Source organism: Cupriavidus sp. UBA2010 (genome assembly GCF_002335265.1).
In the GTDB taxonomy this organism is placed as follows: Bacteria; Pseudomonadota; Gammaproteobacteria; order Burkholderiales; family Burkholderiaceae; genus Cupriavidus; species Cupriavidus metallidurans.
Genome location: NZ_DDCI01000023.1, coordinates 86,791 through 106,103 on the forward strand (window position 1 = coordinate 86,791; position 19,313 = coordinate 106,103).

The window sequence follows — 19,313 nt, forward strand, 5'->3', positions numbered from 1 at the left end:
GGGTCAGCCTGCCCTTGCCGGTCCGGCGCCCGCCACGCTGGCGTCGCGCGTGCCATCGGCCTGCACGGCCGTGATCGTGGACGCCCCATCGAGCTGGCAGCGGTGCAGCAGCCGCATGAGCGCCTCCTCCGCACCCTCGGCGGGCACCGAGAGCGTGTAGACGCCAATATGCGCGCTTGAGAAATCGGTGCCGAACTGCGCGCGCAGCATGTCCTCGATACGCACCAGATAGGCGGATACCGCCTGGGCATCCGACAGTGGCATCAGCGTCAGCATGGCCCGGTGATGGGCGTTGCGCACCGGCCAGGCCACATCGAGCGCACGACGGCTGCGCACGACCTGCTCGAACAGCGCATCGCGCGCTTCGTCGAGGTCGAAGACCAGCGCCACCACCGAACTTTGGATGCCCGTCTCGTGACGCAGCCGCGACAGCCGCGCGTAGTCGAGCGCGAACGCATACGGAATAGCCGGTGCCATTTCCTGGATGCCGTGCGTGGCGCGGGCATGTTCCACGCCATCGGCGTAGTAGCCCATCAGCACCATCAGCATCTGCAGGTTTTCATAGGTCAGCGACAGGAACGGCATCCGTTCCACGACCAGCACGCCAATCAACCGGTCCGACCCCGCCAGCACGGGCGCGACGGCCACGTAGCGCGTCTGCGCGTCCTGCTGGAGCCCCGTGGAACGCAAATGCGCCAGCGCGCGCGTTTCAAGGCAGTGCCGCACGAGTGGATCGTTGACGTCGATCTCGAAGGCCGGGCCGATGCTGGCCACGGCGTTCGGCACGACACGCTCGCCATCGCAGGCATAGAGCGCCGCGCCCTCGACCTGACAGGCCTGTGCGACGACCTGGAGCATCGGCTGCGCGCCGGCCAGCGGACCGGTATTGCCGCCGTTCATCGCGTCCTGCAAGGCCACCGCGCGCAGTTGCGACAACGTGTCGCGCAGCGTCGTAGGACGCGCCAGCAGATCGTTCTCGAGCCGGGCATGAGAAATGCGCAGCAGATAGTGGTTCTTCGTCAGCGCGGCCAGCCGTTCGTCGAGATAGCGATTCACGGCCCGCGCTCGCGCCAGGCGCGTATTCCACACGTCCCCGAACTGCCCCGCCACCAGCACCAGCAGCAGCCCGCCCATGAAGAACATGCGCGGGAAGGCGCCACTGTGCGCGCCGATCTCGTCGAAAAAGAACCACCCGCCCAGCAGCATCAGTACCGCGCCAACACCCACCAACGTGCCATAGCGCAGCGCCAGAATCACCGGCAGCAGCCAGACCCATGGAAAGCCCATGCCCAGCAGCAGCGGGTTCTGCGGCAGCACGAGCCAGGTGACGCCCATTGCCGCCGCCATGATCACGATCATCTCGATCACGGCTGCCGCACCGCCACCCGCGGGCGCCAGCCAGCGCGCGTAGCGCCCGCCCAGGCCGATGCCCTGCCCCTGGCGCCTTGTTTCCACGGTCTTGGCCACGTCTCTCCCCCGTCCTTCCGTGCTCAACCCTGCATCAGCGGCGCCAGCAGGCGACGCAGCAGCTTCTGCGCCACGCCCGAGAGCGACTCGCGGCTCCAGCCGGCGTTGCTGCCGGTGGCCGACCACACCACCTGGCCGCTGGCCACGTCGATCAGCTGCAGCGAGATGCCCACGGCAGGCTCGCCGTCAACGCCAACTTTGTAGCGCCACTCCTGCACCGAGCCGGTCAGCGCGTAACGCGCGCGCTCGCCACGGGCCCACTCGAGCGCCTTGCCCACCGATTCACGCTCGGCCGGTTCGAACAGCGTTTCCGGGTTCAGCGAGGCGGGGTAGCGTTTGAGGTTCGCCACGCCGCCGGTCTTCAGCAGCGATTCGGCGATCGCCTCGGCACGCAGGCCAGCCTGGGGCGTTTCGGTGTTGTTGACGATGGGCAGTACCGCCACCACGTCACCGGGCGACATCTGCGGCGCGCGGCCCACGTCGGTCACCGCGCAACCAGCCAGCCACAGTGCCGCGCCGAGCGCGCCACACCAGGCCATCACGCGGCCCATGCGAGTCGTCATCCTGTTCATGTTTTCCATCCCCCTCGTTACTCTCAAGAACTCGATCATCAGTAGTCACTATCAGTAGAGCCAGCGATATCGCAAACCCACTTCCGTCAGCGGCGTGCCGCCGTTGCGGGACGCGGTTTCATGCAGCACGTACATCGACATGTGGTCGTTGCCGAACACCGAACCAGCCATGCCAAGCTGGCCGCGGAAGTTGTGCCCCGCGCGCGAGTCGTAGAGCGCCCCAACGTCCAGGAAGGGCCGCCACTTGCGCGTGTAGTCGTCGAGCAGTTCGGTGCCAAAGCCGAACAGCACACCCGCCTGCGTGAAGTTCTGCGGCATGTAGAACGCAGGCGTAGCGTCGCCACCGGCCGGCACCAGCCGCTGCATCGTGGGCGTCAGCGTGCCGCCGTTGGTGTTGTAAATGCCGCGCGTGCCGACGATGCGGACCGTGTAGTCGGGATACTGCGTGCGAATGCGATAGCCGGCCTCCACGTCGTAGACCATGCCGTGCCCCAGCGAGCTGCGGTCCTGCCCGTAGAAGCGGTCGTACTCGATCCGTCCGCGAATGAACTCGCGCAGCCCCAGCCGCCATGTCGCGCCCAGTTCGACCAGGTCCTTCATGCCGCCCACACGTAGTTGCGCCGATTCGTCCGCCTGCTGGTTGTAGCCGAGCCGGCCAGTGAAAGACACCCGATCCTCCAGGTTCCACGCGCCAGTCAGCCGCGCCGTGGTGAAGCTCTGCAGGCCGTCGCGACGCCCCACGCCCAGCAGCCAGAGTTTCTGGGTGTCGCGGTAGGTCAACGCCAATTCGGCGCGACGGTCGCTGCCAGGCACGTTGTCAAGCGCAGTACGGTCGGTCGAGCGCTGATCGCGGAACACGCCGCGCAGGTTCAGCGCATAGCCGTCCCAAAGCCGGGCTCCACCAGCCAGGCTGTACTCGTAGAACTCCAGCGGATTCTGACGCTGGTACGACGCGCGCGGCTCGATTGCCTGGGCGTTGAACAACAGTGCGTCCTGCAGTGTCTGCTGCAGCGAGTCATCAGTGCGCGCCAGTTCCTGCGTTTCAAACGCCTGGGTCTGGGCAGCGGAAAGTCGGTCGAGCTGGCGATTGACCTCGATCTGGCTCAGCACAGGCACCTTCCCGGCCTTGCGCTCCATGATCCGGTCGAGCTTGTCCATGTCGTTGTCGTCGAGCGCAATCGCGATCTCGGCATACGCGGGCCTCTGCAGCCGCTCGGCGTACTGACGGGCCAGCCAGGCTCGCGCGAGTTCGTTCGACTCCGACGACATCGCCCAGGCCAGCGCCACCTCGCGACTGGCGGCCGTAAGCTGCGCCTGTCTGCGCCGTTCGCGTTCCACCAGCGCCGGGGGCGGCGTCACCTCGAGCGGGGACAAACCCGGCACGTTACCGAGCTGCGAGGGCGATTTTGGATCGCTGGGCGCAGCCTGCCGCGCGGCGACGCTTTCGCGGTCGCGCCGCAGCATCTCGACGACGAGTCCACGCGACACATCGGCAGAGGCAAATATCTGCCCGAGCGCGATCATCTGCCGACGGAGATCCGAGCGTGCCGGACGGCCCTGCGCATCTTCTTCGTCTTCATCGGCATACTCGTCGCCGGCGCTTTCCTCGGCCCACTTCGCGCCACCCACGGCCCACGTACGATGCAGTTCGACCCATGCCTGCCGGCGGATACGCCAGGCCAGATCGGTCTGGCCGATAGCCTCGCAGGCATCGGCGGTCACGCCGAGCCAGAGCGGATCGGCGCTCTTGCCATGCTGCATCTTGCGCAGGAAGTGCAAGGCAGTGCGGCCGTCCTGGAAGCGCATCGCGCCGGCTGCGTAGGCACCCCAGAGGCTCGGATCATTCTCCGCCTCTGGCTTCAGCCGCAGCATCACTGCGCGCACCTCGGTGTCGGTACCCATGTCGACGAGTGCCCACAGCAGTGCGCCGTAGGTTTCGCTATCGGCATCGGCCTGCCCGATGGCATGACGCAGATCGGCAAGCGCGCGTTCGTGATTACCGGTCGCGCGCCAGTACTCGCGCGACGCATCAGGAAACCCGCCGACGATTCGGCCTGTCGCGTCTGCTCGGGAGTCAGGCTGGCAAGCATCTGCTCGATGCGGATATAAGCGTGCGCGCGCGTGTAGTAGTACATCGCCAACTGAAGCTCATCGAGCTTGCCGTTCTTGCGCCAGCCTGCCTCTGCAATGCGGCCGGCGTCGATCGGCCAGCGATCGTAGTACTCGATCAGGTTCGCGAAATCATCGTCCTCGGTATCGCGAACTTCGGCCAGGCAGTCGTTGCGGGCAGCGCCGGGCGGCATCGCCATGCAGTGATCGTCATGACTCTTGGCCATCGAGATCATCATCTGGCGATAGCCGTACTTGAGCAGATCGTCCCGCTGCGTCAGGCGGGCAAGCTGGGTGTACGTGCGCCAATAGAGCAGGTCCTGCGTGGTGGCCTTGTCGCGCGCAGGCAGCATCGCGTCCATCGCCTGATCCAGCCGGCCGCGCACGAAGAGTATGTTGGCGCGTTTGAGCGCGTAGAGCGGGCGCGCGCCGAAGCGCTTCTCCAGTTGGCCGTAGAGCTCGAACGCGCGGTCGTCCTTGCCGGCGCGCTCGGCCAGTTCGGCATTGCGCTCCATCACCTGACGCCCGTTCGGCCCGTTGGCGAGCCCGTCGAGGAATGCCATGCCGGCCTCCGGCTCGCCGAGCCGTTCGTAGGCCGCGACGACCTCGTCGATCGTCTTCAGATCGCCGCCCGCCGCACGATGCCGCAACGCCGCCAGATAGGCCCTGTCGTCGTTGAGGCCCGGCGCCAGCCGCATCACGTTATTCCACGCGCGTTCGTCGTTGGTCTCCTGCGCATACTTGAGCCAGCTTTGCAGCGCGACCATTGGCTGGCGATTCCATTCCGCCACCTGCGCCAGACGCTCGCGCCAGACGGCGTCGTTGGGCAACTTGTCCACGGCCGTCTGCGCCACGCGCTGGGCCTGATCGAGCTTGCCCGCGGCCAGGAACACGCGGTAGGCCAGGTCGTAGTCGTCGGGATTGAACGTCTTGCCATTGGCGACGGCCGTGGCCACTTCGGCCTTGGCCGTCTCCTGGGCCTCAGCCTGCGTGATGTCGCGCGTGGCCGGTTTCGTCACCACGCCAGACGCCGGAATCGCTTCCGCAGCCGCACGGCGCAGGCCGAATTCGCCCACCTGCTCGCGCAAGGCGAGGCCGCGCGGACCGTCGAGGAACACAACGCCGCGCGCGAGCCACGGCTCGGTATCGGAGACCCGGCGGAGGTTCCCCTGCCGTTCAGCCTGTGCGAACTGCGTGCCCTTCGTCGGCCGGTTGGCCGACAGCTTGAGCAGGCGCTCCACATACTTCGCCGCGATATCCGGCTTGTTCGCCGCCAGCGCCAGTCTGGTCAGATAGCGCAGTACCTCGGCGTCATCGAGCAGCTTTCCACCATGGCGCTCCGCTTCGGCCAGCGCTTCATCGAGCAGATTGCCGGCCTGCAGTGTCTGCAGGGCCTGCAGGAACAGCGTGCGCTGCTCGTAGAGATTTTTCGCGCGGGCCTGCGCCTCGAACAACGCGCGGGCGGAATCGCGATAGTTGCCGCCCGCCAGCGCGATGCCGGCAAGCTGGCGATTATAGAAATCCACGTTGGCCGGGTCGCGCACGCTGAGTTCGCGGAATAGCTTCACGGCGGCAGCCGCATTGCCGACCTGGCGCGACTGCGTGGCCAGCGTCTGCAGATCGGCCACCGACCAGGCGCGCAGCATCTCCGGCGTGGTGGCGTCCTTGAGCAGGCCGTTCATCATGGCCAGACGCTCCGCGCGCTCGGGGGAATCCGGCTGGGCCGCATAGGCGCGCTGCTGCGCGATCTCGATGCGCGTGCGCAGGATCTGGCCCGTCAGGTCCTGGCCCTTCACCGCCAACATGCGTTCGAGCATCGTCTCGGCATCATCCAGCCGACCACTGCGGGCGTACTGTTCGGCCAGCACGCTCATGAAGTTCGTATCGTTGGGCGCCACGCGTGACCACGCCTCGAGATAGGCCACGGTCAGGCCATCGACGGCCCTCCCCTGACCAAGCAGGCGCTCACGCAGGGTCTCGCGCGGGAACATCAGCGCCAGCCCGACCCCCACAATCGCGGTAAAGGTCAGAACCAGCGCCGGCGGCAACAGCCGCTCGCGCTCAGGCGCCGCAGCGGACTTCGACTTGTTGCTGGACATGGATCGGATCATTGACCGCCGGAGTATCGAAACGCAGCGTATTGCGATCGCGCACACCGGTTACTGGCTTGCCATCGATGGAAACACTGCACTGGCCCGCGTTGGCGAGCCGGAAGAACGGCTTGTAATAGCCGGCGAAGGTAAATCGGGTGACATTGCCATCGCGGCGCCAGTCGCGCACGAGACCGTTGGCCTCGGGCAGCTCCGGCACCGACTGCGTGGCCGTGGGTGCGAAACGGAAGCGCGCATTGCCACCATCCAGATGCACGTAGACGCCGCCACCTGGCGCCGGCGACGAACCCGTCACGCCGGTCGCGGTGGCCACGTCGGGCACGCCCGCGCCCGTCCAGCGCAGATTGCGCAGGTTGCCATCGCCCCGCACGCGCCATGCGCCGCTGGCCGGCGCGCCGTCGGCGCCATCGCCCAACTCGCGGGCCACGGCCATCCCCTGCCAGTCGATCACCTTGAGCACGTAGTCGGTGGAATGCATCGGCAGCAAGTTCTGCGTCAGCACGTAGTCATAAACCTTGCGCAGCGCCTTCAGCGATGCCACCTTGGTGCCCGAGTAACTGTGGTAGTAAATGTTCACCGCCTTGAAGCGGTACGGCTTCTCCGTCATCTCGAACGTTTCGATCACGCGCTCGAAGCCGTAGTACGGCCCATGCCACAGGTTCGTATAGACGTTCTCGTTCTGGTTGGTCGCGAACACCTGGAACGTGTGATCCGCCTTGTGGATGCCCAGCGGGGCGATGGCAGTCCAGGTCGGATTGCTGCGTGTGATCAGCGTGTCGCCGCCATTCATGTTCAGCACGCCAGCGGCTTCGGTCAGCTTGAGCGCCTCGGGCGGGGCCTGGCAATCGCCGGGCCACAGCACCAGCTTCACTGGCTTGTTCGGCGACAGCACCTTGTTGATGTAATCGATCGAGCCGCCGATTTCGCGGTTCAGGTCCATCTTGTAGCCCGGAATTGCCAGGTGATAGGTGTCATCGCCCTCGATGATCCTGGCATTGCTCTCCTGTCCCGGCACGGTCCGGCCCCATTCGAACGGATGCGAATAGGTATGGCTGGCCACCTCGACATACGGCTGCGCGAAGATCTTGCGGGCAATCGGCTCCAGTTCTGGTGCCAGCTTCGGATACATGCCGCTCTTGCCGACCTCGCCTTCAATCACGGACATCGTCATCGGCAGGCGGTACCGGTCGAAGATCTCACGGAACAGCACCTCGCCCGAATAACCGCCACCGGGAATCTCCGCCTTCGAGGCAAAACCGTCGCCATCGATATGGATGGTCAGCAGCCGGCGGCCGCTTTCGGTGGTGGAATCCGGCACCGGCATCAACGGCAGGCGCAATGCCTCGCGCAGGAAGTCGATCGGCTGCACGATCCAGCGGTCCTGCCCCTTGGGCGTGTTCTGCCGCACGGCGTAGGGGCCCATCACATAGCCGCCCCAGGCCGTGATCGCTGCGGCGTCATACGTCAGCGTGCCCGAGCGCAAGCGCAGCAGCGTGCGCGTGTTCGCCGCGCCATCGCGTATCTGCACCGGCACCGCATCGGTACGGTCCGGGGCCACCTGCTGCTCGAAGCCCATCATCTTGTCCTGCGACAGGATCTGGACGTCACCCGAGGTGCGGCCCTTGGCCACCTTCAGGTCCAGCATCCGCGCGAGCGCCCCGTCGGGCTGCGCGCCAAACCCGTTCATGAAGACCACGGGGATGCCCTGGCGAATCTGTTTCTCCGCCCAGGCATAGAAGCGGCCCGGGTTCTGGCGGATATTGCCGTTGGTCCAGACCACCACGCCGGCATAGCGGTCGGGAGTGATCTCCGGCAACGTGTCGCGCGTTTCGGCGAAATCGACGCGATAGCCCAGATAGTTGAGCGGCATCGACAGGAAACGCACGCCGACGCTGTCGTCGATGGAAACATCGAGCTCGTTTTCCTGCACCACCAGCACGCGGCGCGGCATGACCTCGAACGACCCGACGCCCACGGTCTGCAGGCCGGAATCGGTGACATAAGGAGTGATGCCCAGCGCGCCGATGCGACGCGCGGTGTCGCGTCGGCATTGGGCGTCGGTGGGCGGACAGTAGTCGATCGAGATCACGGGCAGGCCGTACTGCTCGCGGACAATGCGCGCCTGGTTAAGCAACCAGTCACGGTCCTGCTGACTGACTTCGGTGTACGTGCCCTGCGCCTGGTTCCAGCCGCGGAACAGCGATTCAAACACCACGCCGTAGGCCAGCGAATGCACCTGCGGCAGAATCTCGAAGCCACGGTTGAACAGCAGCTTCGCGTCTGGATAACGCGCCTTGATTGCCTGGAGCACACGCACCATGCCGGCTTCCTGACGCGCGCGGTCGGCGTCGGTCTTGGCCACGAGATGGTAAGAATCGAGCGTGTCGAGGAAGAAACCGCGATAGCCGCGTTCCCACAGCGGCGTGATTACCTTGTCGACATAGAAGGCGGGCCAGCCGTCGGCGGCCTGATCAACGACTCTGGCGTTCCATGCGTCATTGCTGCCGGAAAGCCAGGCCTTGGGGATGTCCTTGAAGTACGCGCGGCTCGGCAGAACTTCACCGACGCTGACATATGCGAACCAGGCGGTGTTCGGCGTTTTGGCGCTACGCGGATCGAAGCCGCTATCGGGCTCCACGACGGCCACGTCGAAGGCCTGCAGCATGTCCACGGGCGGGCGGGCGCCATAGTGAAATGCCACGCTCGGCGCGACGCGCGCTGGCGCCAGCGACTGCGCCAGCGCCGCGGTCGACGGCGTCAGTGTGCCAAGCACAAGCCCGACACCGGCTGCCACAATGGCAATCACGGCCATCACTACACGCCACGCACCGGAACGCGAGCGGCCTGTCAGCCCGTCCCTCTCCTCGAAAAGTCCCCGAATCCATCGTTGTAATTGCTTCACTGGCTTAAAGTCCGCTGCTGTTATGACGGTTGCCGATGGCGGCGCGCAGGCCCTGCTCGCATACATGGCCCGCATTTCGGACGATGCCCAAGCCTGCATTATGCCTTACACATCACTTCTATATAGGATTTTTCCTATTTTGCGAGCAGGTGGATCCTAGGCCATCCGTTTGAAACAGATTGTCAAAAATTGTGCCCGACAAGCCATGTCATGCGTACGACATTTGGCACGACTCAACCTGCGTGGCCCTTGACCACACGGGAATCGGTAAGCAGATGTTACACCGGGTGGTAAAAATGCAGATGTCCGCCGCCACTACGCTCGCCTTAACCACAAGTTTCTCGGCTCGGGCATACGGGATAACCATACCTCTCAGGATTTTCATTCCGGCATCTGGCCCATTTGAGGTATTGCGGCGTGATTGTCCGCATGGCAACTGCGGGGAACTGTGTGATATCTCACACTCCTCCTTACGAATATGTACCGACTGCCGGTACCGCCACGCCCGCAATGCCTGACATAACATCGTAGAAGGCACCCTGATGTCAGACAAATCCGGAATGGATGTAGAAGAATTTAATATCTGCTGTTTGTATGCCGAAACACCATTAGGGGCATGGTCCGATTGACAGCCAGAAAAAAACCGTCAAAATGGCTGCTCGCATGTGCGCCGGCCTGAAGCGTTTTGCTCCGGTTCGTTGTGAGCGACATGCTTGGTCGGGCAATTACGCCCATTTGAAATTCGAGGTTGGATAGACATATGGAAACCGGTACCGTTAAGTGGTTCAACGACGCCAAGGGCTTCGGCTTCATCACGCCGGACGCAGGCGGCAATGACCTGTTCGCACACTTCTCGGCGATTGAAGGCAATGGCTTCAAGTCGCTGAAGGAAGGTCAGAAGGTTCGCTACGTGAAGGCTATGGGCCAGAAGGGCGAACAGGCCACGAAGATCCAGGCTATCTAACTGGATCACCGGGCAGTTTATCTTGCCTGGGAAGCCCCGCTCCGGCGGGGCTTTCTGCTTTCTGGGCTTTCCACAGGGCAGATAATGTATTGCATTGATGACGTTCGGTCATCGCGGTGTTTCTTGCGCGTGGCAATTCACTTGGCCGCACTAATGGCCATGACGATATGCGCGGCGCAAATGGCACTTGGACAGACGACACGCAACTTCGGCAACGACCCGTTCCTGCGAATCTCGCAGGCGATCACCAATTGCCCCGAACCGGCGGGCCCGCGCATTACCGAGGCGGATTGGAAACGCGAGGCGCACCACCGCATCGAGGAAGGTAACCACTGCTATATGGAAGGCCGTTGCAGGCTGGCCAACGCTTACCAGTACGACCAGGAAATTGCCGAGGCCCTGCGGCGGCGGCTCGATACGCTGCGGCACACGATGCCCGCCTGGCAGCAAAGCTCGCTCTGGATCATGGTGCGGGGCCGCTGGTTGACCGTGCAGGGCTGCGTGGCCACGGATTTCGACCGGAAGGGATTCCTGGGCGCGCTGCGCGAAGTGCCAGACGTAGAACGGGTCATCGACCAGACCACCACCACCCCGGCACGCGGCGTACCATACCCACGTTATGGTGATAACGTCACAAATCCCCCGGCGCGATGAAGTTGCTATAATCGCCCGACTTCGAATCCCCCCAAATTCTGCCGTTCCCGGGGCGCCACCCGCTGGCTGCCCCGCTGGAAGGTATTTGACAATGCGTGCCGAGGAAACCCGTGGCCGGTACTGAAATCGCAACGCCAGGCGGGCCGATCGCCGGACCCGCCGTGTCATCCGGAAGCTCGTTCCACGCGGCCATGCGCATCCTGCCCGCTTCGCAGCGGCAGGCCATGTTCGAGATCTACGCGTTTTGCCGCGCCGTGGACGACATCGCCGATGGCGACACCCAGCACGCCGACCGGCTCGCCGCGCTGGAACAGTGGCGCGCCGACATCGCCGCCTGCTATGCAGGCCAGGCGCCTGCGGCGCTGCGCCCGCTCGACGAGCAGATCAAGGCGTTCAATCTCCAGCAGCAGGACTTCTCCGACGTCATCGACGGCATGATCATGGACGTCGTTGCCACGATCGTCGCGCCGGATGCCGCCACGCTGGACACCTACTGCGACCGCGTGGCCAGCGCCGTCGGCCGCCTGGCCGTGCGCGTGTTCGGCCTGGACGAAGCACCCGGCATCGCGCTGGCGCATCATCTTGGCCGCGCGCTGCAGCTGACCAACATCCTGCGCGACCTCGACGAGGACGCCGAGATCGGCCGTCTTTACCTGCCGGCCGAGGCCCTGGCCGCCGCCGGCATTCCCGTCGGCAAGCCATACGACGTCATCCATCATCCCGCGATCGCCGAAGTCTGCAACGGCATCGCGCGCGATGCTCAGGCTCACTACGATGCCTCCGCCGCGATCATGGCGCGCTGTCCGGCGCGCGTGGTGCGTTCGCCGCGCATCATGTCCGATGTCTATCACGGCATCCTGACCCGCCTGCTGGCCCGTGGCTGGCAACCGCCGCGCGCACGCGTGCGCGTGCCCAAGGCAAAGCTGGTCTGGATTCTGCTCCGACATGCCATCGCATGATTTGCCCGCCTTGTATTTAGCCAAGGCACGCGGCCATTGCCGCGTGCCCAGAACAGAGAAGTGCCCCCGATTTAGATGAACCAGGCCGCAACAATTACCCGCCCCCAGGATGAAACGCTGACCACCAGCGCCCGTCGCCCTGCCCAGCCGGCCCTGCCCGATCCGCTCGATGCCGGCATCGCACATGCCGTCGAATCCCTGCTGGCGCAACAGCAGTCCGATGGCCACTGGGTCTACGAACTCGAAGCCGACGCCACGATTCCGGCCGAGTACATCCTGATGGTCCACTACCTCGGCGAGACGCCGGATCTGGTACTGGAAGGCAAGATCGCCAACTACCTGCGCCGCATCCAGAACGCCGATGGCGGCTGGCCACTGTTCCACGCCGGCGCCTCGGACGTCAGTGCCAGCGTGAAGGGCTACTTCGCGCTGAAGATGGCCGGCGACAACCCGGAAGCCGAGCACATGCGCCGCGCGCGCGCCGCGATCCACGCGATGGGCGGCGCCGAGGCCAGCAACGTCTTCACGCGCACGCTGCTCGCGCTGTACGGCGTGATGCCGTGGCAGGCGGTGCCGATGATGCCGGTGGAAATCATGCTGCTGCCCGAGTGGTTTCCGTTCCATCTGTCGAAGGTGTCGTACTGGGCCCGCACGGTCATCGTGCCGCTGCTGGTGCTCAACAGCCTGCGTCCGCAGGCGCGCAATCCGCGCAAGATCGGCATCGACGAATTGTTCGTGCGCCCGTGCCAGGCCACCCGCCTGCCGCGCCGCGCGCCGCACCAGAGCCCGCTATGGGTCGGCGTGTTCCGCACGCTCGACGCCGTGGTGCGCATGGCCGAGCCGCTGTTCCCGCGTGGCCTGCGCCAGCGGGCCATCGAGCGCGCGCGTGAATTCACGGTCGAACGTCTGAACGGCGAAGACGGCCTCGGCGCGATCTTCCCGGCGATGGTCAACTCGGTGCTGATGTTCGACGTGCTCGGCGTGCCCGAGAACGACCCGAACCGGGCCATCGCGCGCCGCTCGATCGACAAGCTGCTCGTGGTCAAGGATGACGAGGCTTATTGCCAGCCATGCCTGTCGCCGGTCTGGGATACGTCGCTGGCCGCCCATGCCTTGCTGGAAGTCGGCGAGCCGCGCACGATCGCGGCGGCCGCACGCGGGCTCGACTGGCTTGTGCCGCTGCAGGAACTGGAACTGCGCGGCGACTGGACGGTGCGCCGTCCCAACGTCCGCCCGGGAGGCTGGGCCTTCCAGTACGCCAATCCTCACTACCCCGACGTGGACGACACCGCCGTGGTGGCTGCCGCGATGGACCGCGTGGACAAGGGCGACCGCTCCAACCGTTATGACGAAGCCGTATCCCGCGCCTGCGAGTGGATCGTCGGCATGCAAAGCAGCAACGGTGGCTGGGGCGCGTTCGAACCCGAGAACACGCACCTCTACCTGAACAACATCCCGTTCGCCGATCACGGCGCACTGCTCGATCCGCCCACGGCCGACGTATCCGCGCGTTGTCTGGCGATGCTGTGCCAGCTCGGCCAGATGCCGGCCAACAGCGAGCCGGCCGCGCGCGCGCTGCGCTACCTGCTCGACGAACAAGAGGCCGACGGAAGCTGGTTTGGCCGCTGGGGCACCAACTATATCTATGGCACGTGGAGCGCGCTGTGCGGGCTGAACGCCGCCGGCATCGGCACGGACGCGCCCGAGATGAAGCGCGCGGCCCAATGGCTGCTGTCGATCCAGAACGAGGATGGCGGCTGGGGCGAGTCGGGCGACAGCTACAAGCTCGAGTATCGTGGCTATGAAAAGGCCCCGAGCACGGCATCGCAAACGGCCTGGGCCATGCTCGGCCTGATGGCCGCCGGCGCGGGCGACCACCCCGCCCTGGTGCGCGGCGTCGAGTACCTGCTGCGCACGCAGGCCAGCCATGGTTTCTGGGACGAGCCGTACTTCACGGCGGTGGGTTTCCCTCGCGTGTTCTATCTGCGCTACCACGGCTATTCGCGCTTCTTCCCGCTCTGGGCACTGGCGCGCTTCCGCAACCTGCTGCGCGATGGCAATCGCGCCATCACCTGGGGGCTCTGAAGTCGTGGCGGTACTGGCAGTCAGCGGGATGGATTTCGAGGCGCGCATCGCGTCGGGACCGGGCGTGGAAACGCTCTATGGGCATCGCGATGCGGCACTGGCGCGTGTGCTTGACGCCAGGCTGGTGCAAGGCTGCGACGGCGTGATCAGCTTCGGCGTGGCCGGCGGGCTCGATCCCACGCTGCCGCCGGGCACCGTGATCGTCGCCACGGCCGTGCGGGTGGGCGACGCGTCTTACTCGACCGACCCGTACTGGACAGCGGCGCTTCGCCGCGCCCTGCCTCAGGCCGTGTGTGGCCTGCTGGCTGGCTCCGATACCCCGGTCACCACGGTGATCGACAAGACCGCACTGCACGAATCCCACGGCGCCCTGGCCGTGGACATGGAATCCCACATCGCCGCGCTGGCCGCCCAGACCCACCAAATTCCGTTCGCCGCGCTGCGCGTGGTGATCGACCCTGCCGACCGTCCCGTGCCCCCGCTGGCCGTGGCCGGCATGGCGGCCGATGGCAGCACCGACATCGGCGCAATCCTCTTCGGCCTGCTCAAGGCTCCGCATCAACTTGGCGGCCTGCTGCGGCTGGGGCGCGATGCTTCGGCGGCAAAATCCGCACTAACTGGCGCCCGACACGCTGTAGGCGCTGGCTTCGCATTGACCGCACTCGCGGCGGCCTGACGCCGCCCTCCCGTCTTTTCGCTCTCCCCCAACCCCTCTCGCGCCATCGCGGGTGAGGGGAGCGCACCCACGCCCATCAAAACACCGTCTGTTTTCTCCCCTCTCCCGCAGCGCCAGAGCGGGCTGGGGAGAAGGCAAGCTGTTCAAATTCCCATCCAGGTCAGGATCACACCCGCGTGCCGCAGCCTGACATCCCGCCGCCACCTGTCATCCACCATGACTTGACAGTCCGTCGCCCCCCTCCTATCCTCCGTTTCATTCCTTTGTTAAGATCGATGTTCTGTTCTATAGAACATCAAAAATCGGAGACCCCAGCATGACCAAGACCCACCCGACCCGTCCGACCCGCCCGGCCTCCTCGCGACGCCGCACCCTCGTGCACGGCCTGATCGCCGTGGCGGCCATCGCCGCCCTGCCGGGTGCGTCCGCATTTGCCGCCGATGCCTATCCGGCTCAGCCGATCCGTCTGGTCGTGCCGTTCCCGCCGGCAGGCGGCACCGACGTGCTATCGCGTCTGGTCTTCAACAAGATTGGCACCGCCACGCACTGGACGGTGGTGGTGGAAAACCGCGCCGGCGCCGGCGGCAACATCGGCCTCGACGCCGTGGCCAAGGCACGGCCCGATGGCTACACGATCGGCATGGGCCAGACCGCCAACCTCGCCATCAACCCGACGCTCTACCCGAAGATGCCGTACAACGCGGTCACGGATTTCACGCCCGTGGCCCTGGTGGCCGCGCAGCCCGTGGTGCTGATCGTGCGACAGGACTCGCCGTACAAGACGCTGGCTGACCTCGTGGCCGCGGCCAAGACCAAGCAACTGTCGATGGCGTCGGCGGGCACCGGCACCGTGGGCCACCTGACCGGCGAGATGTTCCAGCGCCGTGCCGGCTTCAAGGCGCTGCATGTGCCATACAAGGGCGCATCGCCCGCGCTGACCGACCTGATGGGTGGCCAGACCGACTTCTACTTCGCCACGCCGCCGATCGCCATGCCGATGCTCAAGGCAGGCAAGCTGCGCGCGCTGGGCGTGACGTCGGCCAAGCGCGTGGCGCTGCTGCCGAATGTGCCTACCGTCGCGGAGCAGGGCTACGCGGGTTTCCAGGCCGAGGACTGGAAGGCACTGGTGGCGCCCGCCGGCACACCGGCCGACGTGATCGCCCGCCTGAACGCGGAAGTGAACAAGGCGCTCAAGGATGCGGATACGATCGCCAGACTGCGAGACGAAGGCAGCGAACCGCGCGGCGGCTCCGCGGCCGACCTCGCCACGTTCATCAAGAGCGAGCACACGCGCTGGGGCACGATCGTGCGCGACTCCGGCGCTCGCGTTGAATAAGACCAACAACATTCCTGGCCGGACCCATATGTCCCACATGCCCCTCATGCAAAAGCCGCTTCGCAATATCCGCGTGCTCGACCTCACCAACGTGCTGGCCGGGCCCTTCTGCTGCCACCAGCTCGCCCACATGGGGGCCGAGGTGATCAAGGTGGAAACGCCCGGCACGGGCGACCTCGCACGTCAGCTTGGCGCCGATGCCGAGCTGAACCGCAAGCTGATGGGCGTCTCGTTCCTGGCGCAGAACCCCGGCAAGCGCTCGATCACGATCAACCTCAAGCACGCGCGCGGCAAGGAAGTCTTCCGCAAGCTCGTGCAGAGCGCCGACGTCGTTGTCGAGAACTTCCGCCCCGGCGTGATGACGCGCCTGGGCCTGGGCTACGACGAACTCAAGCTGGTGAACCCGCGCCTGATCTACTGCGCGATTTCCGGATTCGGCCAGGATGGGCCGCTCTCCGACCTGCCGGCCTATGACCAGATCATCCAGGGCATGGCAGGCGTGATGAGCATCACCGGCGACCCGCAGACCGCGCCGTATCGCGTCGGTTATCCCGTCTCCGACACGATCGGCGGCATGACCGCGGCCTTTTCCATCGCCGCCTCGCTGGCCGATACCGAACGCACGGAAGGCTACTTCCTCGACGTATCGATGCTGGAAGCCACGCTGGTCACGATGGGCTGGGTTGTTTCCAACCATCTGGTGGCGGGCAAGGACCCCGCCCCGATGGGCAACGAGAACATGACGGCGAGCCCGTCCGGTACGTTCCGCACCGGCGACGGCCCGCTCAATATCGCCGCCAACAAGCAGGAGCAGTTCGAAGCGGTGTGCCGCGTGGTGGGCCGCCCCGAGCTGGCGACCGACCCACGCTTTGCGGAGCGCCAGTCGCGCCTGGCGAACCGCGCGGCGCTGACCGCCGAACTGGAAGCGGAACTGGCGAAGAAGTCCGCCACCGACTGGTGGCAACTGCTCAATGAGGCTGGCGTGCCGGCCGGGCCGGTGCTGAAGGTGCCGGACACGCTCGCACTTCCGCAGGTGCGCGACCGCGGCATGATCGGCGCGTTCGAGAACGTGCCGGGCGTGGGTCGCGACATCCGCCTGCTGCGCACCGGTTTCAAGGTCAACGGGCAGGCACCGTCCGTGGACACGCCCCCGCCGCAGCTCGGCGAGCATACCGACGACATCCTCGGCGAACTCGGCTATGACGCCGCCGCCATCGACACCCTCAAACAGGAGCGCGCGCTATGAGCGCCACGAACGAAACGATCGACGCTGGCCAGCAGGCTTCGCAGGACTGGTGGCGTACCGAAATCATCGACATGAAGCCGGGCGAGATCCGCTATCGCGGCTACCCGATCGAGCAGTTGATCGGCAATGTGTCGTTCGCGCAGATGATCTGGCTGATGCTGCGCGGCGAGCTGCCGGGCAAGCGCGAGGGCGAACTGCTCGACGCGGCGCTGATGGCCGCCGTCGACCACGGCCCGCAGGCACCCAGCATCGCCATCGCCCGCATGGCCGCCACCTGCGGCGTGGGGCTGAACAATGCGATGGCCTCGGCGGTCAACGTGCTGGGCGACGTGCACGGCGGCGCCGGCGAGCAAGCGGTGGAACTCTATCAGGACATCGCGCGCCGCTTCGACGCCGGCACGCCGTTTGACGATGCCGTGGCCGCCGGCCTGGCCCACTATCGCGACCTGCACGGCAAGTTCGTCTCGGGCTTCGGCCATCGTTTCCATCCGCTCGACCCGCGCGCGCCGCGCCTGCTGACGCTGGTGGATCAGGCTGCCGACGATGGCGTGGTGTCCGGCCGTTACGCAGCGATTGCCCGCGCGGTGGAAAAAGCGCTCGGCGCGGGACGCGACAAGCCGATCCCGATGAACATCGACGGCGCGACCGCTGTCATCTACGCGGAACTGGGCTTTCCGGCACCGCTGGCACGCGGGCTGTTCTGCCTGTCGCGCTCCGTGGGCATCCTGTCTCATGCGTGGGAGCAAACCCAGCAGGGCGGCCGCAACAAGGGGCCGATTCCGCGCCAGTTCATCTGGACGTATGACGGGCAGCCGCAACGGGATGTGCCGGTGGATGGCGGGGCGGTATAAGGACGGCCTTAAGGACGGCATAAGGGCGGCCCAGGTCCACCGGGCCCGCCCGGGTATCCACCGTCAAACAATCATCTGCGGCTCGGTCACCGATTGCAGCGCGTCGCCGACCGGTGTCTCTTCGATCATGCTGGACGCCAGCATGAACTGGTCGCGGCCGCGCTGCTTGGCCTGATAGAGCGCGCGGTCTGCCGTGGCGAACAGGCTGCGCCACAGGCCCTCACGGCTTGAGGGCCCGCCGCGCAGCTCGGCCACGCCGATGCTGACGCTGGCATGACCGCCCGCGCCGGGCAGTTCGATCGCCCTCACCTTCCGCAGAATACGATTGGCCAGCGCAGTGGCCTGGTGCTCGTCCGTATGCGGACAGAGGATGCAAAACTCCTCGCCACCATAGCGCGCGGCAATATCGGACGCACGCCGCGAATTGTCGAGCGCCGTCGCGATTTCACGCAGCACGTTGTCACCGGCATGGTGGCCGTGCGTGTCGTTGACCAGCTTGAAATAGTCGACGTCGATCACGAGGCACGACAGCGCCTCGCCGTCGCGCTGCCAGCGCGCGATCATGCTGACGGCCATCATGTCGAGCGCGCCGCGATTGAGCAGCCCGGTCAGCGCATCGGTACGCGCGCCGCTCTCGTTGCGCGCGATGATCTGCTCCATCGACATCAGGCAGAAACCGAACAGGCCCAGCAACACGGCGACCAGCGGCGCCAGCGGCCAGACCGAGCCTTCGGGCTGCAGGAAGAAAGGCGTGACCTCGAAACCCTTGAATGTCGCCCCGTAGCTCAGCGCCGCCACCTGCGAGATCAGCAGCACCAGGTGGGAAGCCAGCACCAGCGGGCCGCCGATGCTCCTGCGGCCGCGCGCGCTACGCAGCATGGTGATGACAGTGGAAAACGAGATCAGGGCCAGCAAGCCGTACGCGAGGGCATGCATGAGCATGCTGCCGTCGGGCAGGCCGGTCAGCAGCATCAGCAGCACCAGCGCCACGAAGCCGACACCGTGCAGCAGCGCCGCTTGTTCGGACATGCCGTAGTAAACGCGCACGCCCCGGTAGATCGTCAGGCGGCCAAGTACATAGGCACCGGCACCGAGCGCGCCGAGTTCCGCCGATCCGGCGCTTGCGCTGGCCGCGACGACCAGCCCCGCGCCTGAGGCGATCACATGCCCGACAGCCCACAGGCGGCCAGCCTCATTGGCGCGCAGCGCGAGCACCAGCCCCGCCGCCATGACGAGCGTGCTGGAGAAAACCACCATCATCACGACCAGGACGGTCTGCTGGGCCAGGTGCACGGGAGTCGAATCCTCTAAAGCTACCGGGGGCGGCTGCCGCTTGTCGAGGTTTACCCTTGGCGGGTGGCCCCCTGTTGCAATCGTCGGC

Annotated in this window: 12 protein-coding genes and 1 pseudogene; 8 read left to right on the forward strand and 5 right to left on the reverse strand. The window is 65.9% G+C overall.

Going from position 1 to position 19,313, the window contains the following annotated elements; genetic code table 11:
* Window positions 1-3 precede the first annotated feature (3 nt).
* The 4 genes and pseudogenes from B2246_RS18080 to B2246_RS18095 all read right to left on the reverse strand — a co-directional run bounded on the left by B2246_RS18080 (window position 4) and on the right by B2246_RS18095 (window position 9,071).
* A complete protein-coding gene (locus B2246_RS18080; protein ID WP_008648364.1) occupies window positions 4-1,467 on the reverse strand; it encodes a PelD GGDEF domain-containing protein in 1,464 nt (487 codons plus the stop codon).
* A 23-nt stretch (window positions 1,468-1,490) separates the two neighbouring features.
* Entirely contained in the window at window positions 1,491-2,039 is a 549-nt protein-coding gene (locus tag B2246_RS18085) for a hypothetical protein (protein ID WP_008648366.1), read from the reverse strand.
* Between the two features lie 51 nt (window positions 2,040-2,090).
* Window positions 2,091-6,247: pseudogene (locus B2246_RS18090) on the reverse strand (tetratricopeptide repeat protein).
* Window positions 6,210-9,071: a bifunctional glycoside hydrolase 114/ polysaccharide deacetylase family protein gene (locus B2246_RS18095; protein ID WP_286882551.1), complete on the reverse strand. Its 2,862-nt coding sequence runs from the start codon at window positions 9,069-9,071 to the stop codon at window positions 6,210-6,212. The pseudogene B2246_RS18090 and the gene B2246_RS18095 overlap by 38 nt, the downstream one beginning before the upstream one ends.
* Before the next feature lie 850 nt (window positions 9,072-9,921).
* Here B2246_RS18095 and B2246_RS18100 point away from each other — a divergent pair.
* The 8 genes from B2246_RS18100 (at window position 9,922) to B2246_RS18135 (ending at window position 17,932) form a co-directional block, all read left to right on the forward strand.
* On the forward strand, window positions 9,922-10,125 hold the full coding sequence (locus B2246_RS18100; RefSeq protein WP_008650922.1) for a cold-shock protein: 204 nt from the start codon (window positions 9,922-9,924) through the stop codon (window positions 10,123-10,125).
* Between the two features lie 180 nt (window positions 10,126-10,305).
* Complete coding sequence (locus B2246_RS18105; RefSeq protein WP_234707027.1) at window positions 10,306-10,779, forward strand: BON domain-containing protein; 474 nt, start codon at window positions 10,306-10,308, stop codon at window positions 10,777-10,779.
* Window positions 10,780-10,889: 110 nt separating this feature from the next.
* Window positions 10,890-11,738, forward strand: a complete 849-nt coding sequence (gene hpnD, locus B2246_RS18110) for a presqualene diphosphate synthase HpnD (protein ID WP_008650919.1) — start codon at window positions 10,890-10,892, stop codon at window positions 11,736-11,738.
* A 75-nt stretch (window positions 11,739-11,813) separates the two neighbouring features.
* The gene (gene shc, locus B2246_RS18115) at window positions 11,814-13,823 is read left to right on the forward strand and encodes a squalene--hopene cyclase (RefSeq protein WP_008650918.1); all 2,010 of its coding nucleotides are present in this window, start codon (window positions 11,814-11,816) and stop codon (window positions 13,821-13,823) included.
* A gap of 28 nt (window positions 13,824-13,851) precedes the next feature.
* A complete protein-coding gene (locus B2246_RS18120; RefSeq protein ID WP_008650917.1) occupies window positions 13,852-14,499 on the forward strand; it encodes a phosphorylase in 648 nt (215 codons plus the stop codon).
* A 316-nt stretch (window positions 14,500-14,815) separates the two neighbouring features.
* Window positions 14,816-15,835 (forward strand): Bug family tripartite tricarboxylate transporter substrate binding protein, encoded by a 1,020-nt coding sequence (locus B2246_RS18125; protein WP_008650916.1) that lies wholly within the window; start codon window positions 14,816-14,818, stop codon window positions 15,833-15,835.
* Between the two features lie 46 nt (window positions 15,836-15,881).
* On the forward strand, window positions 15,882-17,081 hold the full coding sequence (locus B2246_RS18130; protein WP_008650915.1) for a CaiB/BaiF CoA transferase family protein: 1,200 nt from the start codon (window positions 15,882-15,884) through the stop codon (window positions 17,079-17,081).
* Window positions 17,078-17,932, forward strand: coding sequence for a citryl-CoA lyase (locus B2246_RS18135; protein WP_008650914.1), 855 nt, complete (start codon window positions 17,078-17,080; stop codon window positions 17,930-17,932). Before B2246_RS18130 ends, B2246_RS18135 begins: the two co-directional genes overlap by 4 nt.
* Before the next feature lie 63 nt (window positions 17,933-17,995).
* Here the strand turns inward: B2246_RS18135 and B2246_RS18140 are convergent, their stop codons facing one another.
* Window positions 17,996-19,225: a GGDEF domain-containing protein gene (locus tag B2246_RS18140; RefSeq protein ID WP_008650913.1), complete on the reverse strand. Its 1,230-nt coding sequence runs from the start codon at window positions 19,223-19,225 to the stop codon at window positions 17,996-17,998.
* Between the last annotated feature and the right edge of the window lie 88 nt (window positions 19,226-19,313).